The 23407-nt window shown below is 31.7% G+C and carries 16 protein-coding genes and 1 pseudogene; all 17 read right to left on the reverse strand.

The window, feature by feature from the left end; translation table 11 throughout:
* Positions 1–32: 32 nt before the first annotated feature.
* The gene (locus tag BCB68_RS09670) at positions 33–716 is read right to left on the reverse strand and encodes a hypothetical protein (RefSeq protein ID WP_094080589.1); all 684 of its coding nucleotides are present in this window, start codon (positions 714–716) and stop codon (positions 33–35) included.
* A gap of 45 nt (positions 717–761) precedes the next feature.
* Positions 762–1403 (reverse strand): hypothetical protein, encoded by a 642-nt coding sequence (locus tag BCB68_RS09675; protein WP_237048629.1) that lies wholly within the window; start codon positions 1401–1403, stop codon positions 762–764.
* A 214-nt stretch (positions 1404–1617) separates the two neighbouring features.
* Positions 1618–2400 carry a glycosyltransferase gene (locus BCB68_RS09680; protein ID WP_094080828.1) on the reverse strand — a complete coding sequence of 261 codons (783 nt, stop codon included), beginning with the start codon at positions 2398–2400 and terminating at the stop codon, positions 1618–1620.
* Between the two features lie 98 nt (positions 2401–2498).
* Positions 2499–3905, reverse strand: a complete 1407-nt coding sequence (gene wzy, locus BCB68_RS09685) for an O-antigen polysaccharide polymerase Wzy (RefSeq protein WP_094080590.1) — start codon at positions 3903–3905, stop codon at positions 2499–2501.
* 126 nt (positions 3906–4031) lie between these two features.
* A complete protein-coding gene (locus BCB68_RS09690; protein ID WP_094080591.1) occupies positions 4032–4910 on the reverse strand; it encodes a glycosyltransferase family 2 protein in 879 nt (292 codons plus the stop codon).
* An 18-nt stretch (positions 4911–4928) separates the two neighbouring features.
* Positions 4929–6377 carry a lipopolysaccharide biosynthesis protein gene (locus BCB68_RS09695; protein WP_094080592.1) on the reverse strand — a complete coding sequence of 483 codons (1449 nt, stop codon included), beginning with the start codon at positions 6375–6377 and terminating at the stop codon, positions 4929–4931.
* Between the two features lie 25 nt (positions 6378–6402).
* Positions 6403–7392 (reverse strand): KpsF/GutQ family sugar-phosphate isomerase, encoded by a 990-nt coding sequence (locus BCB68_RS09700; RefSeq protein WP_094080593.1) that lies wholly within the window; start codon positions 7390–7392, stop codon positions 6403–6405.
* A 15-nt stretch (positions 7393–7407) separates the two neighbouring features.
* Positions 7408–8511, reverse strand: a complete 1104-nt coding sequence (locus BCB68_RS09705; protein ID WP_094080829.1) for a mannose-1-phosphate guanylyltransferase — start codon at positions 8509–8511, stop codon at positions 7408–7410.
* Positions 8512–8706: 195 nt separating this feature from the next.
* A pseudogene (locus BCB68_RS09710) lies at positions 8707–15083 on the reverse strand (autotransporter-associated N-terminal domain-containing protein).
* Between the two features lie 388 nt (positions 15084–15471).
* A complete protein-coding gene (locus tag BCB68_RS09715) occupies positions 15472–15903 on the reverse strand; it encodes a type II toxin-antitoxin system HicB family antitoxin (protein ID WP_237048632.1) in 432 nt (143 codons plus the stop codon).
* A 36-nt stretch (positions 15904–15939) separates the two neighbouring features.
* Positions 15940–16125, reverse strand: coding sequence for a type II toxin-antitoxin system HicA family toxin (locus BCB68_RS09720; RefSeq protein WP_237048633.1), 186 nt, complete (start codon positions 16123–16125; stop codon positions 15940–15942).
* Positions 16126–16270: 145 nt separating this feature from the next.
* Positions 16271–16630, reverse strand: coding sequence for a DUF4870 domain-containing protein (locus BCB68_RS09725; protein WP_094080595.1), 360 nt, complete (start codon positions 16628–16630; stop codon positions 16271–16273).
* Between the two features lie 60 nt (positions 16631–16690).
* Entirely contained in the window at positions 16691–17695 is a 1005-nt protein-coding gene (locus tag BCB68_RS09730; protein WP_094080596.1) for a tyrosine-type recombinase/integrase, read from the reverse strand.
* A gap of 54 nt (positions 17696–17749) precedes the next feature.
* Positions 17750–20134 carry a type I DNA topoisomerase gene (topA, locus tag BCB68_RS09735; protein WP_094080597.1) on the reverse strand — a complete coding sequence of 795 codons (2385 nt, stop codon included), beginning with the start codon at positions 20132–20134 and terminating at the stop codon, positions 17750–17752.
* Between the two features lie 16 nt (positions 20135–20150).
* Positions 20151–21242, reverse strand: coding sequence for a DNA-processing protein DprA (dprA, locus tag BCB68_RS09740; protein ID WP_094080598.1), 1092 nt, complete (start codon positions 21240–21242; stop codon positions 20151–20153).
* A 31-nt stretch (positions 21243–21273) separates the two neighbouring features.
* Entirely contained in the window at positions 21274–21939 is a 666-nt protein-coding gene (locus tag BCB68_RS09745) for a tetratricopeptide repeat protein (protein ID WP_094080599.1), read from the reverse strand.
* Positions 21940–21965: 26 nt separating this feature from the next.
* The gene (asnS, locus tag BCB68_RS09750; RefSeq protein WP_094080600.1) at positions 21966–23354 is read right to left on the reverse strand and encodes an asparagine--tRNA ligase; all 1389 of its coding nucleotides are present in this window, start codon (positions 23352–23354) and stop codon (positions 21966–21968) included.
* Between the last annotated feature and the right edge of the window lie 53 nt (positions 23355–23407).

The following is a 23407-nucleotide window of genomic DNA, read 5'->3' on the forward strand; positions in this document are numbered from 1 at the left end:
AATTATTATTTACATTTTGAAAATAAATTATATCAATAAATATCTTCAAAATAATTCTTCAAATTATCCGCCTTCACATTTTTCTCATGAATTATATCAATCAAAAAATTCATAAAATTTTCAGTGTCATCTGCATCTATCTTGAAAGTGTAATGACTATTTCCTTTACCAAAAGAACTATAATAACAATACCATCTCATTTTTATATATATTTCTCCTGTTCTCTCCATTTTTAAATTATAATGTCCACCAATAGAATACCATTTAGCGTTGGAATTATTACCTCTATAAGTGTTTTTAAAATTAGCAGTATCATACAAACATATCTCATTTTCCCAACCTCTAAAACTCCCTTCCAAAACATCCGACATCAATAACTCCCTCACAATATTGTCTTCCGTCTTCTTCTCTTCAGGTTTATCCCCATATTTTCTAAATTTCACTTTATAATTTGCCAATTCTGCTTTAGTCTTCCCACTTCTCCACAAAATATCTCTTAATGGTACTGCTCCGCCTGATAAAAATCTCATTTTTAATAATTTTTCTACTCCGCTTCTATCGTTTATTGAATATAGCAAATCCATAAATTTTTCATCATCTGTCAAATATTCCTCAGCATTTTCTTTCAAATATTCCATATCTAATTGAATTACTTTTAACGGATTATTACCATTTTCTTTTACTGTTTCAGCTTCTATAATTTCTTTATCACTCATATTCTTATCCTTTCTCGCATTTCACATTATTATCATGTAATCTTGCTAAAAAATATCTCCAAAATAGCATTTTAATTTATTTTCTTTAACATTTTTCTCATAAATTATATCTATCAAAAAATTCATAAAATTTAAAGTATCGTCAATATCTATTTGAAAAAAATATTCTGATGAATCCCCACAAGTCATATTAAAATATAATTCCCAACTCTTATCCAATTTCAAATTAAAATTATCAGGCGACCGCCAAGTTCCATTCCCCACATATCTTTCACCTGACCAAACTCCAAAAGTTCCTAAAAAGATAGCCGCCATTGATAATTCTCTTACCACATTATCCTGCGTAATTTTTTCATTCTCTCCAATTCCATATTTTCTAAATTTTACTATATATTCTTTTAACTCTTCCCTATTTTTCCCGCTTCTCCACAAAATATCTCTAATTGATACCCCTTTTCCTAATAAAAATCTCATCTTTAATACTCTCTCTACACCACTTCTATCAGCCATTGAATAAAGTAAATCCATATATTTCTCGTCATCTTCAAAATATTCTTTTATATTATTTTTCAAAAATGGCACATCTAATTGAAGTTTTTTAAGTACACCATCATTATTTTTGTCGAATTTTCCCACATCAGATGATTCTCTTACTATAATTTCATCTTCGACTATAATATCTTCCATCTCACACTCTCCTCTACAGTTATGCAAAAGCTGCATTTAAACTTTCGTTTTTCTAATTTTAATAAAAAAGATAAACTCTTTTACTTTCTAAATTTTTATTTTTTTATTTTTTAATATATTATCTTTAAACTTATTAATATTATAACTTATTTCTGTTATTTTTCAAATTATTTTAATAAAAAAAATCCCTTTCCCAGAGATTTTTAAATTACTATTATTTCTTTTTAATCCAATATCTAGCCACAATCCTAGATAACTTCACAATCTTTTTTATTCCTTTCAAATGTTTCGTTTCCAAAAAAAGACTTGCAGATAAGCTGCTCCAGCTGTCATTCCACCAATGAATTCCATAAGTTTCAGGTTTTATGCAATCTTCTGTGTATTTTTCGTGATAACCGTATGGATAAAAGTATTCTTTCGGAAAAATTACAATTTCTCCATCTTTTAAAATATTTTCTCTTTTTTCGCTCAAATTATATTTTTTCTCAAAAACATAAGTAAAAATCTTTGGAATCGTCCAAATAGGCTTTTCCCAAATGTCAGCTTCGTAAAACTCCATTATTTCTTTTAAAATTTCATTATGTTTCGTTGTCCCAAAAATACCTACACTTATGTGTTTTTTGTCTTCGTAGCCAATAAAAAATTCCATTTTTTTTGAAAGTTTATCTTTTTGATTTTGAAAAAAAGAAATTTTTTCTTCCAAAATTGGTGTCAAATCTTTTATTATTTCCATATCTGTGTCCACATAAATTCCTGAATTCTCATACATAAAATGAACTCTCATGTAATCTGAAACATATGCCCACAATTTTTTCTCATAACATTCACGAAAAAATCTGTTCTTTTTTAGATGTTTTTCCATATCAAAATTTTTCTCGTTAATCTCAATTATCTCAAAATCTGGTAAATTCTTTTTCCAAGATTCCAAGCATTTGTAAAAAATCTCTGGCTTTTTTGCATTTCCTATCCAGACATAATATATTTTTTTATCTATAATTTTTTTTTCTGACATTTTTTCTCCTATTTTTATTTTTAAATAAAATTATATTAAATTTTTAAATATTTTTATCAAAAATTTTATAATTTTTTTTATTTTTAAACTTTAATTCTCTCCAATTCCCTTTTTTTCTCAATTTGCTTATACATGTAGTCAATACTTGTAACAATTGCATAAACTGCCACTAATAGCGCCATATTTTTGATTAATCCATCTCCAAAGAATGAACCTCTTGGAATGTAAAATAAATTTGGGATGAAATAATAGCTTGTAAGCAATAAAAATCTGTTTTTTACAACATATTTTTCATATTTTATGATTGCAATTCCCAATAAAATTGAGATTATAATTAGCCAAATATATCCTAAATCATACATTTCAGCGATATAGTTTGAACCTATTCCTTCTCCTTTTAAATATGCCGTTGGATCTAGCTCGTATGTCAATCTGTCGGCTAATGAATTTGTCATGTAAAGCGTGTCCATTGACTGTGGCTTGAATCCAAAAAGTCCTTGTAAAATGTAAGGATATGGACCTGCACCCACAATTTTGCCTTTGAAATTGACTGTGTATCCTAAAACTAAGTAACTTACTCCTTGTGAGAATAAAAAGTTGCAGATTGAATTTATTAAGTCGAAACTGAATATTTTTTTACTTCTGAATGAGACCAGAAATTGGGAAAAAATTACTGTAAAAGCCGTTAATTTGACCATTGTCTTTGGTTTTATCTTTATTCCATAAACTTTTGCGTAATACCACATAACGAATAATAATTGAGTTAAGAAAATCGCTCTTGCTCCTTTGAATGAATCCAATAATTTTACCATTAAATAAAGTGCTGAAACGAATAAAAATTTCTTTTTTTTAGGAATGGAAATTAAAAATATTAAAAATCCGATTGTCATTATTGTTCCGCTTCCTTTTGTAAAAACGGGATATTCGACATTTTTTAAAATTCCTGTGTAATATGCTTCGTATCCAGCACTTAAAATTACTTTTAACTGAAGCAACATCTTGTAAGCTAGAGCGGGTAACGAAATTATGAATAAGAACATTCCTAAATTTTCAAAAATGGGATTTTTTTGAAGTGTTACGCTGCTTTTTAATTCATAGATTTCTTCATTCATAATTCCAATAAAAAATCCTAGATGTGTAAATAGCAAAACTAATAAAAATATTGTTATAATTTCTATTCGGACATCGTAATAAAAGTAAAAATTGGCAAATTTTGTTGCCCAGCCGAATTCACGGTAATTTACAACATCTAAAAAAATTCTCGTAAAATTGAATAAGAACGTGGTGTACAAAAAAATCATATAGGAATTTAGCCAATCTAAATAAACTTTTGCTGTTAAGAATACATAAATATAGACAAACATAAGCAAAACTTCTAAAAATTTCATATCTGACTTTATGTTTTCAAAATGTACTGCCACTTTTAAAAATAACACAAAAGCTATTACAAATATATGAAATATTAAAAATAACAGTTTATCTCTTCTCATTTTTTTATTTTTCTCCTTTTTTTATTATTTTTATTTTTTTTATTTTATAAAAATTTATAAAATTTAATATTTGACAAGATGGCTTGAACCTTTGCTGTTATTATAAATTTTAATAATTTTTCTTTTCTAAAAATTTTTTTTATCTTTCGACCACATAATAAATCCTAAAAAACTTCCCAAAACAAAAAATAACTTGCTGTTGCACTCTTTAAAAGATTTTAAGTAGCTATAATTTGAAAATCTGCAAAATTTATAATAAACTGCGTTATTTAAAAGCCTTTGCTTAAAAGATAATTTTTCAAAATTTATTTCGTTGTGATAAAGCGCCTGTCCCTTTGGATTTTTTAGCAGCAAATTATTATATTTTGCCGTTAATCCATCTTTTTGATAATCTTTAATTTCAATTTTTTCATTGACATAAAGCATTTTATAATTTCTGCAAATTCTGTTATAAACAACAGCTTCGGTTATAAATTTTTCACCGTCAAATACAGGAAATGGAAATTTTTTTATAATTTTTGTAAAAAATGCAAGCCCTTTATCTCCTGTTACGCCGTATTTGTTATAAACTTCAAACTGTGTCGCAATTAATTCATCTTTTGGAAAAGCGCTTCCTATAATTTTTCCGTTTGGATAAGTTGAAAGATAGCCCATTCCAGCTAAATTCTTGTTATTTTCATATTTTTTTAAATATTTTAAAATAATTTCAAGCCCATAATTTTTGTATTCATCGTCAGAATCAAGACAGATAAACAATTCTCCTTGTGCTTTTTCCAGCGCAAAATTATACGCCCTCTGTTTTCCGCCATTTTCTTTAAAAAAATATTTTATATCGAGTTTTTTTTCTTTTAAAAAATCTTTTACAAGTTCATTTGTTCCATCATTTGAGCCATCGTCGACAATCAGCCATTCAAAATCTTTGAAAGTCTGATTTTGCAATGAAACATATAATTTTTTTAGTAATTCTTTTCGGTTGTAGGTCGGTGTAAAAATTGTAAATTTCATAATTTTCTCCTATTTATTTCATCTTTTCAAAAATTTTTTAAAAATATTTTTTATTTTTTCAGCAACTTCTTTATTAATAAGTATTTTTGCGATGATTCCCAAATAAACTATTTTTAATGCAAATTTCATCCACGAAACTTCATGATTTGACAGATAAAAAATCGCTGGATTTAATAAAATTATCAAATAAAAAAACATTTTTCTGTAATTAAAAGAAATATGATATTTTCTTTTTATGACGACCATTTCGGCAACTGCTCTCAATAAAAATGCCAAAATTGTTGTCCACAATGCAATAAATACCCCATAACTTTTAAAATTTGGAATCAAAATTAAATTTCCAATTAAATTAAAAGCCATCGCAAAAACTGAAAAATAAAAAATATACATACTGTCTTCATGAAAATGAAAAAAATAATCCAGACAGACAAGCGCCTGTATCACAATTCCCGCAAGAACATATGGGATAAAGTCAATTGCAGCGGCATAACTTTTTGGAAAAATAAGTTTTATTGCTTCTGGTGCAAAAAGCTGCGCAATTACACATGCAAACGAAATTATTCCCAAAAATGTTTCAAGACTTTTTGTAATTTTTGGATTATTTCTATCCGTTTTCATTGCTTCATAAAACTCTGGAGTCCAGCTGTTTATAAACGATCCCGTTATTACTGAAAGCGCCCTTCCACCAGTAAATGCAAGGCTGTAAGCTCCAACAATTGCAATTGGAATAAATTTTCCCAAAACAATTCTGTCGCTAAAATTTACAATTTGGTCAGTTAATTCAATGAAAATTAGTGGCAATCCATTTTTTAGTGAATAATTTACATATTCTTTCTTAAATTTAAAATTAAATTTTCCAAAATAATCTTTAAAGCAATAAATCAAAAGCAAAACTACAGCCGCAAAATTTGCAATTTGATTTCCAAGCGCTCCTAACTTCATATATTTTATAAAATATATCGCTAAGAAATAATTTGAAAAAAGTTTGATTAAACTTCCAAATGCAACTTTTCTGTACATCTTTTTCATTCTAAAAAGCGTTATTGCAAGTGTATTTAAAGCATTTACAAATCCTATTACAATTGTTAAAATAATCAGTGAATTGTAATCAATTTTGTTTAAATCAATTATATATGAAAATATTTTTTTTGAAAACGGCGTTATTAAAAATAAAAAAACTAATAAGTTAAAAACTATTATGACAAAAAACGAAGAAAACAAGAAACTTCCAAATTCTTTTGGATCATCTTTTAAATCCACATATTTTTTCATTTGCGCATTATAAATTCCAAGTCCTAAAAATACTGCAAAAAGCGTGGCAATTGGTTCTAACATTCCGACAATTCCATATTCTTCAACGGTCAAAAGCCTTGTGATTATCGGCAAAAATACGAGTGATCCCATTTTTGTGACAACATTTGAGAGCGTGTAGACAAGTGTCCCTTTTAATAAACTTTTATTATCCATAATTTCCTTTCTTTCTCTTTCTTTCCTATTTTAACCCAACCAAATCGTGCACTCTAATAATTCCAATAACTTTTCCATCTTCTGTAACTGGAAGCACTCCAATTTCATTTTTTCTATTTTCCATAAGTTTCAACGCTTCCAGTGCCATCGCTTCTTTATGAATAAAAATAGGCGATTTTGTCATAATGTCCTTTGCCTTGTAGCCAAAAAACTTTTCTTTGTGCTGCAATGCTCGTCGTATATCTCCTTCTGTTATAATTCCTTTAAGTTTTCCATTAATTCTTCCATTTTCAGAGATACAGACAGCTCCCATCTTCTTTTTTGTCAAAGTCATAATGACATTTTCTATCGGATCATCTTCACAAAGTACAGGTAATTCATCGCCAATGTGCATTAAATCTGACACATGCAACAAAAGTCTTTTTCCAAGACTTCCACCAGGATGATATTTTGCAAAATCATTTTTTGTGAAATTTCTAAGTTTCATAAGACTTGCTGCTATTGCGTCTCCCATGACAAGTGTTACAGTTGTCGAACTTGTCGGCGCTTGACCAATTGGGCACGCTTCCTTGTCAACTCCGATATTTACTACAACTTCAGAATGTTTCGCAAGCGCTGAATTTTTATTTCCAGTAAGGCTGACAATTTTTGCTCCAATTTTTTTTATTGGATCCAAAATGCTCAAAACTTCATCTGAATTTCCGCTATTTGAAATTGCTATGACAATATCCCCACAGCTTATCATTCCCAAATCGCCGTGAAGCGCTTCTGCTGAATTTACAAAAATGGCACTTGTTCCAGTTGAAGCCAAAGTCGCAGCTATTTTTTCTCCAATTATTCCAGATTTTCCAATCCCTGTAATTATAACTTTATTTTTTTCTAAATTAAAAATCATATTCACAAGTTTTTCAAAATTTTCATCAACTTTATTTCTAACTTTTTTTAATTCGTCTATTTCAATTTCAAAAACTTTTTTTCCTTCATCAATAACATCAATTTTATTTTTATTTTTCATCTTTCTTAAACTTCCTTAACTTTTATTTTTTTCAATTTTATCCAGTATCTTTTTAATTTCCTGACTTTTATCCTTATGACAGACCAGAAGTGCATCTTTTGTATTTACAATAACAATATTTTCCAGTCCAATTGTTGCAATCATTTTATCATTTTCCTTGTTGATGATAATGTTTCCTTCAGAGTCAATTTTCTCAAATTTTTCAGATTTTACAACATTTCCCTTGTCATCTTTGGAAAAAATATCTCCCAGTGACTTAAAACTTCCAACATCATTCCAACCAATATTCACAGGAATCACACTCACAGATTTTGTATGCTCCATCACGCCAAAGTCAATCGAGATTTTTTCAAAATTTTTAAATTCATCTCTGACATAACTACTCAATTTTTCTCCATGAAACTCTTTTAAATCAACTTTCTCAAGTAATTTTTCAATATTTTCCAAAACACTTTTGTGCGAATCCATATGTTTTTTTATCTCGCTCAAAATGAACTTCGTCTTCCAGACAAATATTCCGCTATTCCATAAAAAATTTCCCTGCTCAATATATTTTTCCGCAAGTTCCTTATTTGGCTTTTCCCTAAATCTCTTAACCTTGTATATGCAAAGCCCATCTTTTTTCTCGCAACTTTTATTTTTTTTCACATATTCAATATATCCGTACCCAGTTTCAGGATACGAAGGTCTTATTCCAAGCGTAATAATCCTGTCTCCCTTTGCCGCCTCAAATGCAAATTCAAGGCTTTTTAAAAACTCATCTTCCTTTTCAATCAAATGATCAGACGGCAACACAGCCATAATGCTATTTCCCATAATTTTGTCAATTATTTGCGAAGCATACCCAATACAAGCTGCAGTATCCCGTGCCATTGGCTCAAAAATAATATTCCTTACAGGTATTTGCGGCAATTCCTTTTTTACAATTTCCAAATAATTTATATTTGTTGAAATAAATATATTTTCACTTGGTATCAGTTTCAAAATTCTGTCAACTGTCTCTTTAATCATCGTCTTTTCCGACACCAAGTCCAAAAATTGCTTCGGCTTTTCATTAGTCGACAAGGGCCAAAATCTAGTACCACTTCCTCCCGCCATAATCAAGGCAACTCTATTAATTTTTTTCGTTTCCATTTTCAATTTTCTCCTAATTTTTTTTACTAAAATTGCACTTTAAGTATATCACAAATTACTGAGTTATTCCATCGTTTTTAAAAAATAAATTAACTGTAAAAAATAAAAAAATAACTCAATATGAATTCTAAAATTTATAAAGAGTTATTTTTTTATTTTACTGTATTTTCAAAAATTTAACTAATAAATCAATCTAAATCCAAGTCCACCTCTAATATTTTCTCCTCTTGTATCGTATCCTAAGTTTGCTGTAACTCCAAATCTAGTATTGTCAACTCCAACGTTTAAGTCAAATTTTCCACTTCCTCGTCTATCTTCCTTCTCACTTCTTATTCCAAACCAGTCGGCCTCTGTGTATCTTACTCTTGCCTTGTTCTTACCGTTTGCAACTCTTCCCAATTCATTTTCATACGCTGCTGCAAGTCCTACTGACAAGTTTGTTTTTAGTGCCATTGGCTGTACATACTTGAATTCCAATCCAACTTCCGGTTTTACTGAGAAATAGTCGTTTCCGTCAACCTCTAGTCTGATTTCCCCTGAATCTTCTTTAATATCAGTAAATCTTCCATATTCCATCTTCAACGCTCCATATGGTCTTAGGTGTGCTCTTTCACTTAAACGGACATCATATCCCAAATCTGTCTTGAATGCCGCACCATATGATGTGTAGTCAGCTTTTGCATTAAAGATGTCATCAACTACCAGGAATCTACGTTTCATTTCATTTCTTCCTGCAAATACATCTCCTGCTATTGTCCATCTAAGTGAACCATTGTGGTCAAAAGATGGAGACATTGTTTTAAAGACTCCCGCTTTTATCATAGTTTGATTTTCTCTTGATTTTCCTATATCTTTGAATTTAAATCTGTTGTTTACTGCTCCTGCATACCATCCAGAAGAATTTCCCAATCTTACAGTTTCATCTTCATGAACGTAAGCCACGCCGTAGGCGTTACTTGTATAATCAATTATTCCTGCTGTATCAGTCTTGTATTCATCTCTTTGACCAAATACTTTAATTTTGTTGCTTTGTTTAGATGAATTTTTCCAGTTATCATGCAAATAAGTAAATTCCTTGTCCAAAGCATTTCCTGTGGAATTTATTCTCTGTTGAACATTTCCATATTGGTGTCCCATCATTTCGTCGAATGCTTGGTACAGTAATACTTCCTCGTTGTTTCCAATTCCATTCAATTTGCTGAATACCTGTCTTTCCCTAGTTCCTAAAGCTTCAACTCCGTATCTTTGCTCAAGCCCGTCTGCAAAGTTGTATGTATCTGTGCTGTCTACTGGCGTAGCCTGTCTTCCTGCCCATTCTGTATACGGTATTTTTGCCATATATAGGCTTGTTATTGAACCGTCATTCGGATCTAGTGTTGGAGTAGCTATCCAACTTATTGAACCTGAGTACACATTCCACTTAATGTTTGGATTGCTTAGCATTGCTGTTTTATACGGATTTATTATATTAGGATCGTTTACTAATATATATTTGCTGTTTGTTGACTCAGCCGCTTCATTACCAATAATTAAGTCTGCTTCACTTGTCAAGTTTTGCAATCCGTCTATTGATCTTGTGTAGTCAACTCCTGATGTATTTACATACAGTCCAATACTTGAAGCTGATACTGTTATCGGGTTTCTACCTTTTGTATTTACTACCACTGGTGTTTGCGGCACTCCATTTAGTGTGATTGTAGCAGTCTGAGCTCCTGCCGGTGCATCAATTGCTACTCCGCCTACACCTTTTCCTGTTTCAGGCACTGTAAATTGGTATATTATGTTTCCGTCCACATCATTGTTATTTGTTTTAGAAGCACCATTTACTGTGATTGTTCCGTAGTTTGCTACTATTCCACCTTTCAAGTAAACTCCCACACCGTTCTTGGCATTTATGTTAATTGTTGCGCCTTTGTTATTTATCAGTTTAGAATCTTTTCCAAGATATACCCCTACTGCATTTGTGTAAGTTCCTGAACCAGTCGTAATTGATTTGTTATTAATTGCTGTCGCTCCATTGTCAACGTAGATACCTGTCGTGCTGCTTGCATTCAATACAATGTTTCCATCATTTGTCGCCGTACTTCCTGCTCCACTTGCATACATACCTATGCTGTGTTTTCCATTTACATTAATTGTTCCTTTATTTACAATGTTTCCTGTATCAGTTGTAGAATATCCTGCACCCATACCTATTGAGTAAAGGCTGCTTGCAACATCTGACTCCCCTACCGTAATTGTCGCATTATTTGTCGCAGTTCCACCTTTTATACTGTAAACTGCCACACTTCCTTTTCCGCTTGACAAATTAATATCTGCATTATTTGTTACTGTTCCTGCTGAATAGATTCCATAGTTCTGTTCTCCAGTAGAAGTTATTTTTGTAGAGTTTGTCACAGTTCCTGCCGTATCATTTGAATACATGTACACATTGTTGTCCCCAAGCCCTACATTTGAAATGCTTGAAGTTATTGTATTTCCTGTCCCGACGTTTACAAATCCAAATGAGTTGTTTCCAATGTTGAATGCTGTTCCGCTGTTTGTAACAGTTTGTCCGCTTCCCACTGTGTAAACTCCAACTGCCTCATCTGTTCCAGTTGTAATTGTTCCTCCTGTTAAATTAACATTTCCGCTTTGAGAGTAAATTCCAATTGCAGCATTTCCTACCTTCAAGTCACCTGAATTTTCTACATTGTGTCCATATACTCCAATTGTATTGTTTCCAGATTCTATTTTTCCTGTATTTTGCAATGGTACACTATTATGATCTGTGTAAAGCCCGACATTAGGACTTGTAATTGATGCCGAATCTCCCAATGTGATTGTTCCGCTGTTTTTAGCTGTATATCCTGGTGTTCCTGTTGCATAAACTGCTGTATTTCTGTCACCTGTCATTGTGATTTTTCCTGTATTTTCAAGCACTGTTCCTGAACCAAGTCCCGCATCTGGCTTGTAGGAAATCGCAACCGAATCATTTCCAGACGTTTCTATAGTTCCTGTATTTTTTATTGTCTGTGATGTGGAACCTTCTGAATACAGTCCTGTAGAATTAGAACCTATTGTGATCTTACCTGCATTTTCAATTAATGAATCATCAATACCATAAATAGCAGTTGATTTGTCACCTATTGTCATAACTCCTGTTGCTTTATTATACAATTCTCCAAACTTGGCATACATTCCTGTAGAACCTGTACCGCTCAAGTTAATTGTTCCTTCATTTGACAAGACAACATCATTTCTATGATATAAAGCCTTATCATTTTCCTGAGCCATTGCAACCTGATTAGCCTTTGTTCCTGTGATAGTCTTAGTATTTGCATTTGTTATTGATGAATTTGAAATTTCAAGCTGGTTATATGCGTCAGTTGCATCATCTAAATTTACATCCTGGTTGATTGCAAGTTTGCTTAAATACAGCATGAATGTCTTATAGTCAGTTCCATTTATATGTGCACCTGTAGCAGTAGAAACTGTATTTCCAGTCGTATCAGACAGGTCCATCTTAACATTTTGTGCAATGAACAGTCTTGAACCGCTGTTCATATTTAATGTTAAGTGCCCTAAAGTTGAATTTGTTCCATCTCCAAAGTTATTCTTTGCCCAGTTTTCAATTTGAGATTTCCCAAAGTCTCCACCATTTCCTACATAAAGAAAAGCGTTACCTCTAGTATTAGGAGTTGTTCCACCTTCAACGGTTGCTGTCATAGTTCCATTTATTAAAACTTTTCCTTGGTTTGCATTATCTGACCCTGTATAGAACAGCAATGACTTTTGCCCTGTAGTTGCAGTTCCTGTTCCTTTTAATGTTATAGTTGAATTTTTATCAGCATCATAGTTTACAGCACCATCGTATGCTTTTACTGTATGATCTTTAACATCTAATTTAGCATTTTCACCAGTATATAGTCCAACTGATTCTTGTCCTTTTACATTAATATCAGCATTAATATCGTGAGTTCCATCACTTACAAGTTTTGAATCTTTACTTACAATAATACCATAAGAACCTTGTTTCTTCTTATTAGCACCTTCCATATATTCATAAACTCCAGCAGATGTTGATGTTCCATTATTTACAGTTACTGTACCATTTTCTTTTACTGTTGCTTCAGCCTTACCATTTTTATTATCTCCAATAATTATTCCCGAAACTCCATTTCCTGTAACTGATACATTTCCACCATATTCTAAAGTGGCTGTTGCAGGAGTTGCTGTGCTTGTTGAACCATTAATTAATACTCCTGTTGAGCTATCTCCTGATACTGTTATCGCACTGTTTTGCCCTAACTTACCTGTTGGGTTATACATAGTTTTAACATGTGTAATTGGATCTTCATATTCATAGTTATTTAAAAATACTCCAATATTTTTTGTAACTCCACTTCCAGTTATTTTTATAGTTCCGTCATTATCAAGTATCCCTCCTAAAGTAGACATTCCAACAGAATTTTTTACATCACCACTAGTTATTATCTTACCACCATTTTTATTTGTAGCTTTAGAAACTCTTGCTAACTGTCCTATTGCAAAATTACCTTTCAAACTAATTTCACCAGTAGTATCATTTATTACTTCAGCATTTAAACCAACATTTTGAGTTCCTCCATGCCCAGTTCCATAATCAGCTCTCATTGCTACGTTCATAGGTTGATCTGTATCAACTTCAGCTATATCTGAATCTATTTGAATTTTACCTTTATTTGTCATATCTGAGTCTATATTGACAAACATTCCTAATGAATTTTGTACTCCGCTAAGTTTAATAGTTCCTGTTGTTGTATTGTTCACAGCCTTTCCTCTATCCAAACTTACATCATTTCTGACACTCGTATCTTCCATAAGTGCCATTGCTGCCGAATTGTCTGCTTTATCATTACCAGCAGGGTTTACTCTAAGTTCAATAATTCCATTATTAGTCATTTCAGCTGCTGGATCAGAATGAGCAGCTAATTTCATACCATAGCTTTCTGCTCCACTTAGTTGAATTTTTCCATCTGTTGTATTTATCATTTTTGCATAAGTTACGAAAGTATCATAACTTGATGCTTGTTTAGGAAGATATATATATATTCCTATAGAACGTTCTCCTCTAAAATCAATAGTTCCGTTATTTTCTAATCTTTGATTTTGAACTTGAGCCCAAACAGCTGATCCCCAACCAGTTCTACTATTTTCTTCAACTTGTGCTATTCCAACTTTATATCCAACATAACCATCTCCACTTTTTTTACATAATATTGACTATTATTAGGTCCATAAATTAATTTATAATTTTTCCCCGCATCATAATTCATATTTACTATGTAACCATCATTTTTTTCATCTACATCTGTTATTGTACCACTATTTTTAAGTGTTGCTCCATTTTCTTGAGAAACCATTGCTAATGTTAAAATTCCTCCAAGACTTACAGTTTTTCCATTAGGAATTTCAAAAGTACCTGTTCCCGAATAATTATCTATTTCCCAAAATCTAGAACCTCCTATAAAAAAATACTGATGGTTTCTATCAGTTCCTTGTGAACTTGCAACTCCGCCGCCAAATTCTTTTATCCCACCAAAATTATAAGAATTAAAATAATACGTATTCCCAGTTAGTAGAGCTGGTAATGTTGTTGTATTTGTCTCTTTATACATTTTAAAAGCATAAGACATTTCAGCTAAATTATTGTATGGCCAAGTATAATGTAAAATAGTGTCTATATTTTGACTACTAGTATTATCACCTGAACCTAAAAACCCACCTCTTGTATTTTGTCTAGGTGTAGCACTACTACTATTACCATTTTCATTATAATCCGCCCCTAGTATTACTGCAAATGTTGGTGGATTTGGAGTAAATGGATCTTTTGGAATACCAATAACTGGTTTTGGCGGTGTAAAGCTAATTGCTTCTGGCAATGTAGGTGTAACTGCCGTCTTATCTGCTATTCTTATTGCTGATTTATTTATGCTTCTTGGACGTATCCCTGCGTTCACTTCAAATGGTACAATTGGCTCCTTAACAGGTTTGAAACTTCCTATACCGTATCCAGCGGCTGAACCCAAGGCAAAATTTGGTCTTCTGTTTCTGCTTAACAGTCCGTATTTGTCACTGTCTGGAGAAACTGATCTCTCGTAAATGTCCAAACTTCTCTGATAAACCCCTTCATAAGGATATTTTGCCTTTTTATCTCCACGACCTTTATAAGTTCCTTGCCAGTCGTTATACACATAATTCATTCCATATTGCCAAGAGCTCCAAGGTGATTTAACTACGTGGTCTCCCTGTTCCATTAATTGAATTAACTCAAGATTTGTCGTACGTAACAGTCTATTATTTTCCTGTCTTGCCCGCTTAAAATCCTTTTGTAATTGTAGTATTGATGTATTTATAGCATGTTCCTGTGTCTTAATTTCATCTTCAGCAGAATAAAGATTAAATGAGATGCCACCAATTCCTATCATTCCTGTCAACAGAAATACGATAAGTGCTGAATCGGTATATTTAAAATCTTTAACTCTTTTTGCAAAAGCTTTCAGTTCTTTTTTTAAGACTTTTAAATTATTTGTCATAACTTTTACCTCTTTTCATTTTATTCAAAATTAAGGAAACTAGAAAGCTATTATAGAATAATTTAAAATAAATGAGTGAGTGGGTGATATTAAAACTTTAAGTTTCCTAAATTTTTTCAGCAATGTTATTTTATCAGAAAAATCAAGAAAAAACAAGTATTTTTTTAAGATTTTTCAAAAAATTTGTATATTTTTTACTTATTAATAAAGATAAAACAAATATAAAAGGGAGAATTAATAGGTATAAATAATATAATTTTGTATTCGTTTTAATAAAGGAATCTTTTCTAATATAAAAAAAAGACACATTTATTTCAGTGCCTTTTATATTTTAAATTTAAAATACTTTAAATTGCAATTATAAACAAGAAATTTCCTCTCTATTCTATCAATATTCTATCCCCAACTCACGTTTTAGAGCATCTTGCAATATTTGAGAAAAATTTATGTTTTGTTTTTTTGCCATTTCATTTAGCCAGCTCGGTACTGACACATTCTTTCTAATTGTCGTTTTTTTACATTCATTTACATACTTTAACATATCTAATGCAATTAATGTTTTAAAACTCTCCCCTTCCACATAAAAATCTTTTTCATCTTCTGGGATTTCAAGAGAGACATCATTCAATTTACTCGGAGTCGGTAATTTTTTTTTGTTTACAAAATCGTCATATAACCAAGTCCCAACATAGTCCTCTGCCATTTCCATCGCTTCCTCCAATGTTTTTCCTTCAGTCGCTCCACAGTCAAAATCTGGAAATACTACAATGTATCCTTCTTCTCTTGTTTTATGAAATATTGCTGGATATACTACCAACATTACTTATCACACTCCTTTTGTGAGGCACAAGCTAGACTATTTTAATCCAGCCTGTTTTAAAATTTTATGTTCCAAACCTTTCCCAAGTTCTTGTTTATGATCTGGAACAACTGTTAATCTGCCTGTAATCTTGTTATAAAATTTCTTATGTGAACCTTTTCCACCTGCAACTTGTACAAAGCCATTTTTTTTAAGAAATTTTATCATTTGCGTAGATGTCATCGGCATTTTATCACCTCAAAATTATTATACTTAAAATTATGTATAAAGTCAATATTTTTTATAAGATTTTTAGATTACCAATTATTTGACAAGCTTGTTACACAAAAAAAGACACATTTGTTTCAGTGCCTTTTTAAATAATATTTTAATCCACAAACAGCAGATTACTTATCTCGTCTATTTTCGGTATTTCAAATTCTTTTCCTAAAATTGAAAATACTGCCGCTACAGCTTGCAATATTAATATAATTGCAACAATTATAAAAAATAGTGCAGAGCCAATTTTCATTATTATATTTAATGGCAGTGCCACAATTATTATGACATTTAGTGAAAGTGTCTGTTTTGAATATTTTCTGACAAATTCGTTTTCTGGTTCTAAAATTAATACGATTAAAGAAAAAATTAGTCCAACTCCCACGAAAGTGCTTAAATTCGTTAAAAATGCCACAGCATTAGCCCTTAATCCAGCTATTGATCTCTGATTTTTAATATCTAAATCCATTTTTTACCTCCTAAATTTTGTATGATTTTAACATATATTTAAAAAAAAATCAATTTAAACTTATTTCTTTGCCAAAGGATGCGTATTCATGTAAATATCCCGCAGTAGATTTTTATTCACATGAGTATACATCTGTGTTGTTGAAAGGGAACTATGTCCTAAGAGCTCTTGTAAATATTCCATATCTATTCCTTTATTTAAAAGCTCTACTGCAAATGAATGACGAAATACATGTGGGGTTATTTCCTTTTCTATTCCCGCATTTTTTGCATGACCTGAAATTAATCTTCTGAGCGACCGTGTAGTCAGTTTTCTGCCTTTACTATTTACAATTATCGCATCTGGCGTGTAATTTTTATACTGTTTTTGTTTTTCTGCAATATATTTTATCAGCCATTTTTTTGCAGTTTCACTAAAAAAAGTAAACCTTTCCTTGCCACCTTTTCCAATGACACGGATTTCACGTTCCTCAATGTCAACCATATATTCACTTAAATTTATGAGTTCTACCGAACGAAGACCGCTGGAATAAAGAAGTTCTATGATAAGCCTGTCCCTTAATCCAAGAATTTTACTTGTGTCAATCACATTCCTCAACTTTTGCAGCTCATCTCGATTTATAACATCTGGCAGTTCTTTTTCAAATTTTGGCATATTTATGTAAATAACTTTATTTGTCTTTACTACTTTAATTTCCTGCAAATATTTAAAAAATGTTCTGAGAGCCGATATTTTACGATTTATGCTTCTTTTAGAAACTGGCTTAATCTCTTTTTTTCTACCCAAAACATCTTTTTTGTCAGATTTATTTTCTTTTCTTTCTGGAGAATTTAAAAACATGATAAATGACCTAAAAGTCATCATTTCAATTTGCTCAAAATCATAAATTTTTTCATATTTAAAAAGATATTCTGCAAACTGAAGCAAATCCCTTTTATAACTTCTAATCGTATTATAACTTTTACCCATCAGCACTTCCTCATAATACAAAAATTTATCGACATAGGAAAGAAGAGCTTCGCTTTTCTGCTGCTTTAAAATGTTATTTTTTTTCTCATTTTCCATTTTTTAATTCTCCTTTTTGAAAATTTTTCAAAATTTTTAATGATAAATTAAATATTATTTTTTTGTAATTGACTTTTTCGCAGTTTTCGCTTTTGTTTTTCTAGTTGCAGTCTTCTTTTTAGTTGTCGCTTTTTTTGCTGTTTTAGCTGCTGATTTTGTCTTATCTTTTGTTTCAGTTTTTTTGTCAGAAGCAACCGTTATTTTCCCAGTTTTTATATTTTTAATTGTCTTGCAATCTGGATAACCTGTACAAGCTAGAAATTTTCCAAATCGTCCATTTTTTATTTCAAACGGTTTTCCACAATTCGGACAAACTCCGGCTTCTTTTACAATCTTCTCATTTTCTTCTAAAATTCTAGTCATTTCTTCGTTAATTTGCAAAATATCATCAACTTCAACTATTGCTCCCTTTTTAAACTTTTGTTTCAATTCTGGTGGCAACGACATTCTTTTTTCATCTTTTTCATAATTTTCACTTTCCAAATACTCCCCAAATCGCCCACTTTTCAATAAATAACGGCTCCCATCTTCCGTAAAAAAATCTGTCAAAATTCCTTTTTTTGTACTCTGAATTTTTTCGACTTCCTCTTTTACAAAAATTTGTCCATTTTCTAGCTGCTCTTGTGGAATAACGACTTTTTTCAATGAAACTGTTTCTTTTTCATTACTCTCGCTTACCAGATATTTTCCATAAAGCCCTGTTTTTAAAACCATAGGAGCTCCCTTACTATCCAGCACATCCGAAACAATTCGTTTACTTTTTATCTTTTCAATTTCAATTTCAAATTTTTTAATATCTTTTTCCAGCGAATCATAAAAATCTGACAGAAGCTGTACCCATTCAACTAGACCTTCTTCAACTTTGTCGAGATCTTTCTCCATATTTGCTGTAAATTTTACATTTATTATATTTCTAAAGTTTTTAACTAATTCATCTTTTACTTCATAGCCCAAATAAGTTGGGAAAAATCGCTTGTCAACGACTTCGACATATTCCCTTGCCTTTAGTGTTTCAACTATCGTAGCATAAGTCGACGGTCTTCCAATTCCTTCAGATTCAAGTTTTTTCACAAGAGTCGCTTCCGAAAATCTTGTCGGTGCTTTTGTTATTCCTTCCTCAATATTTAATTTTTCAATCGGATAAATATCATTTTCTTTTAATTCTGGAAAATCCCCTGTTTTTATTTCATCCTCGTCTTTAAAAATTTTGTAATAACCGTCAAAAACTACTTTATTAATCGTCCCACGGAATTTGTAGTCGCCATTTACTGCATTAATTTGCATCTGCTCATATTTCATCGCCGCAAACTGTGAAACCAAAAATCTGTCCCAAATTAATTTATATAGTTTATATTGCTCATTTGTCAAATTGTCTTTTATCGAATCTGGTGTAAGCTCGATGTAGGACGGTCTAATTCCTTCGTGCGCATCTTGAACATTTGATTTTGAATTTCGTGTCACATATTTTCCAACATATTTTTCACCGTAATTTTGAGTTATGTAATCTTTTGCCATATTTATCGCATCGTTTGAAATCCTTGTCGAATCTGTTCTCATGTATGTGATAAGCCCTTTATTTTCGCCATCTATTGACAGTCCTTCATAAAGTTGCTGTGCAATTCTCATAGTTTTAGTTGCGCCGTAACCCAAATATGATGAAGCCAGTTGTTGCAATGTGCTTGTTTTAAAGACAAGTGGCGGTCTTTGAGATTTTTTCTTAACTTCGATTTTGTCAAGCGTAAGTTTGCCATTTTTCAAATCTTTTTTCAACTTTTTTATCACTTTTTCATCAAAAATTCTGTCAACTTTTTCATCGGCAATCTTTATTAAATTAAGATTTATATTTTTTTGAATAGACGCGCTGACTTCCCAGTATTTTTGCGGCACAAATGCTTTTATTTCATCTTCCAGGTCACAAATTAATTTTAGTGCAACCGACTGAACTCTTCCAGCACTCGCATTTCTGCTTATGATTTTCCACAAAAGTGGACTTATTTTGTATCCGACTATTCTATCTAGCAGTCTTCTTGCCTGTTGCGAATGGACAAGATTTTTATTTATTACTCTTGGATTTTTTATCGCATTGGTTACGGCATTTTTTGTAATTTCGTTAAATTCTATTCTTTTAATTTTGTCTGGCTGATTTATGTAATTTGCGATATGCCAAGCTATTGCTTCTCCCTCCCTGTCTTGATCGGACGCAAGATACACAACACTTGCCTTTTTTGATTTTTCCTTTAAATTTTTTAAAATTTCACCTTTACCTTTTATAACCTTGTATTGCGGTTCAAAATTGTTTTCTATGTCAATTCCCAATTTTGTTTTCGGCAAATCAATCACATGTCCATAAGATGCTGTAACTTCATAGCCTCTTCCTAGTATTTTTTCAATAGTTTTCGCCTTTGATGGCGACTCCACAATTACTAACTTTTTTGCCAACTTTCTTTCTCCTGTTTTAAATAATTCTTATATATTTTGAGCCATTCGTTTCGGTAATCAAACCTTTTATTTCTAAACTCATTATTATTGAAAATAATTTTACTCTATCCACTTTTTCATTCGTTTTATTAATTATTTCTTCAAAGCTTGTCTCTTCCGTTATCGCTTCAAACACGATTTTCTCTTCTGAACTCAATTTTTTTAGTTTGCTTTTCTCTTTTTTTATGTCCCACAAAAACTCTTTTGCTATATCTTCAGCACTAGCCACAAGTTTAGCTTTGTTATCTCTTATTAAATTATTACAGCCCTCAAACGACGGATAATTGATGCACCCTGGTATTGCAAAAATTTCCCTGTCCATAGAAAATCCAAGTTCTGCTGTTATGAGCGAACCTCCAGATTTAAAACTTTCAGCAATTAAAATTCCGTCTGACATTCCAGCTATGATTCTGTTTCTTCTAGGAAAAGTCCACCTTGTTGGCTGAGTTCCCAGCGGATATTCACTCACAATAGTCCCAATTTCACTAATTTTTTGCCACAAATCTCGATTTTCATAAGGATAGACAACATCTATTCCGCTTCCCACGACAGCTATGACTTCCATTTCACATTCAATAGCCTTTTTTTGTGCAATCGAGTCAATTCCTTCTGCAAGTCCGCTTATTATTGTGACATCGTAACTCGACAGTTCCTTTACTATCTTTTCACATGCACTTTTCCCAAAACTTGTAAATTTTCTCGTTCCAACGACAGCAATATTTCGTTTATTATCCACAAAGATTTTGTCCTTGTCTATTTTTATTCTGTCATATTCTTTTATTTTTTTTCCTTTTAAATATAAAAATACGGGAAAATCTTTTATCTCTTTCAGTCTTTTGGGATATTCCACATCGTTTACGCTCACTATCCTCACTTTATTACGCCTATAGAGCGCAAGTCTTTCTTCCAAATTAATTTTTTGCGCCTCTTCCAGCTTTCTTTTCAAATCATCGCTAAATAATTTGAAATTTTCTTCTGAGAATAATTCTTCATAATTCTGAAAAACTGCCATTATTTTTTTTATATGAGAATTTTTCATTCCAATTTCCTTAAGTCTAATCCATTCCATAAAAATCCCCCCCTTTTTTGAATGTTTTAGTTTAACTGTTTGTCGCTAGAACTTCATTTAAATATTTTATTTCTTTTTGAACTTGTTCTGTTGAGTTAAGATCTTCATATTCGTTTAAATATTTTAGAGCTTTTGCAAAATCTCCTTTACTTTTATAAGCGATGGCAATTCCCAAAAGTGCTTCAGGCTGTGCCTCACCTTGAGAAAGTATTCTGTTATAATACTCAACAGACTGGTCAAAATTTCCCATAAGCCGTGATCCGATTGCGACGACATACAACAGAGAAATATCAGGTTCTCCCTCTTTTAACGCCAAATTTACAGCTTTTTCATAAAGTCCGTCTTTAAAATACAATTGTGCCATTCTAAATGTTGCAGATTTTCCTTTTTTTAGCGTGGCATTTTCGTAATTTCCATACGAGCTGTATTTTTCTTCAGATGAAACATCTTCGCTTTGTGTAACAGGCATCGTCCCAGTATCAACATTTTGCTTGCCCGTTTCCTTCTTCACGTCAACCCGTTTTTTCGGTTTTGCTTTAGGAGCTACTGCTGGCTGCTCTTCTTGCGGTGGCGCTGAAGGTTCTTCCAAAGTGCTCTCTTCAATTGCTGTCGATGTTTGAGAATTTTCAACTTCCGCTATGACAATTGTTGTGCTAAGCAGCAAAATTCCAACTAATCCGTATATTATTTTTTTCATTTTTTCACCTTTTTCTCTGGTAAATTTTAGAACTCGAGATTTTTATTAGTTCTAGGAAACGGTATCACATCCCTAATATTTGTCATTCCTGTTATATACATAAGCATTCTGTCAAATCCTAGCCCAAATCCTGAATGCGGTACACTTCCATATTTTCTAAGATCCAAATACCACCAGTAGTCTTTTTCTTTTAGTCCCATTTCATTTATTTTGTCTAAAAGAATATTGTAGTCATCTTCCCTTTGACTTCCTCCAACGATTTCCCCAATTCCGGGAGCAAGTAAATCAACCGCTCTGACTGTTTTTCCATCTTTGTTAAGCTTCATGTAAAACGCTTTTATATCCTTTGGGTAATCAGTTACAAATACAGGCTTTTTAAAGTGTTTTTCCGCTAAATATCTTTCGTGCTCAGTCTGCAAGTCAATTCCCCATTCCACTTCATACTCAAATTTTTCTTTTGAATTTTTCAAAATTTCAATCGCTTCCGTATAAGTAATTCTATCGAATTTATTGTTTACTAGAGTATCAAGCCGCTCAAATAGACCTTTATCCACCCATTTGTTGAAAAATTCCATCTCTTCAGCTGCATTTTCTCTCACGTAATTTACAATATATTTAATCATTTCTTCAATGATATCCATATTTACTTCCAAATCTGCAAATGCGATTTCAGGTTCCATCATCCAAAATTCCGCAGCGTGTTTAGGAGTATTTGAACGCTCCGCCCTAAATGTTGGTCCAAAAGTGTAAGTATTTTTAAACGCTGTCGCAAATGTTTCCACATTTAACTGCCCGCTTACGGTCAGATTGGCTTCTTTTCCGAAAAAATCCTGTCTGTAGTCAACTTCCCCACTATCAGTTTTAGGAATATTGTTGATATCCATCGTCGTAAGTCTAAACATTTCTCCTGCACCTTCCGCGTCACTTCCAGTAATAATTGGAGTTTGAACGTAGACAAAGTTCTTTTCCTGAAAAAATTTGTGAATTGCATAAGACAAAATTGAACGCACTCTAAAAGTCGCAAAAAAAGCATTTGTTCTTGGTCTCAAGTGTGCTATTGTTCTCAAAAACTCAAAGCTGTGCCTTTTATTTTGAAGCGGATAATCTGAATTAGCTTTCTGATAAACCGAAATTCGAGTTGCCTTAATTTCATAATCCTGCCCTGCTCCTTGGGATTTTACAACAACTCCAGTAACTTTGACAGACGACGAAATCGTAAGTTTTGAAATTTCTGCAAAATTTTCCAGCTCTTCTCCAAACACGATTTGAATTCCATTAAAAAAAGTTCCATCATTTAATTCAATAAATCCAAAATTTTTCTGACTTCTAATTTTCTTAACCCATCCATTCAATGTAACTTCTTGCTCCAAATATTTTGAAGTATTTTTTTGTAATTCTCTCAATTCTAATAACATTTTCTCTCCTTTTAACTTTTATTTATATATTATATCACAATTTAATCTTTTTT

Source organism: Leptotrichia sp. oral taxon 498 (assembly GCF_002240055.1).
GTDB classification, from domain to species: domain Bacteria; phylum Fusobacteriota; class Fusobacteriia; order Fusobacteriales; family Leptotrichiaceae; genus Leptotrichia; species Leptotrichia rugosa.

Excerpts from the sequence above, each read along its gene's own strand:
- BCB68_RS09670 (WP_094080589.1), bottom strand. The coding sequence starts at position 716 with ATGAGTGATAAAGAAATTATAGAAGCTGAAACAGTAAAAGAAAATGGT.
- BCB68_RS09675 (WP_237048629.1), bottom strand. The coding sequence starts at position 1,403 with ATGGAAGATATTATAGTCGAAGATGAAATTATAGTAAGAGAATCATCT.
- wzy (WP_094080590.1), bottom strand. The coding sequence starts at position 3,905 with ATGAGAAGAGATAAACTGTTATTTTTAATATTTCATATATTTGTAATA.
- BCB68_RS09690 (WP_094080591.1), bottom strand. The coding sequence starts at position 4,910 with ATGAAATTTACAATTTTTACACCGACCTACAACCGAAAAGAATTACTA.
- BCB68_RS09695 (WP_094080592.1), bottom strand. The coding sequence starts at position 6,377 with ATGGATAATAAAAGTTTATTAAAAGGGACACTTGTCTACACGCTCTCA.
- BCB68_RS09700 (WP_094080593.1), bottom strand. The coding sequence starts at position 7,392 with ATGAAAAATAAAAATAAAATTGATGTTATTGATGAAGGAAAAAAAGTT.
- BCB68_RS09715 (WP_237048632.1), bottom strand. The coding sequence starts at position 15,903 with ATGTTGGTAGTATATCCAGCAATATTTCATAAAACAAGAGAAGAAGGA.
- BCB68_RS09720 (WP_237048633.1), bottom strand. The coding sequence starts at position 16,125 with ATGACATCTACGCAAATGATAAAATTTCTTAAAAAAAATGGCTTTGTA.
- BCB68_RS09725 (WP_094080595.1), bottom strand. The coding sequence starts at position 16,630 with ATGGATTTAGATATTAAAAATCAGAGATCAATAGCTGGATTAAGGGCT.
- BCB68_RS09730 (WP_094080596.1), bottom strand. The coding sequence starts at position 17,695 with ATGGAAAATGAGAAAAAAAATAACATTTTAAAGCAGCAGAAAAGCGAA.
- dprA (WP_094080598.1), bottom strand. The coding sequence starts at position 21,242 with ATGGAATGGATTAGACTTAAGGAAATTGGAATGAAAAATTCTCATATA.
- BCB68_RS09745 (WP_094080599.1), bottom strand. The coding sequence starts at position 21,939 with ATGAAAAAAATAATATACGGATTAGTTGGAATTTTGCTGCTTAGCACA.
- asnS (WP_094080600.1), bottom strand. The coding sequence starts at position 23,354 with ATGTTATTAGAATTGAGAGAATTACAAAAAAATACTTCAAAATATTTG.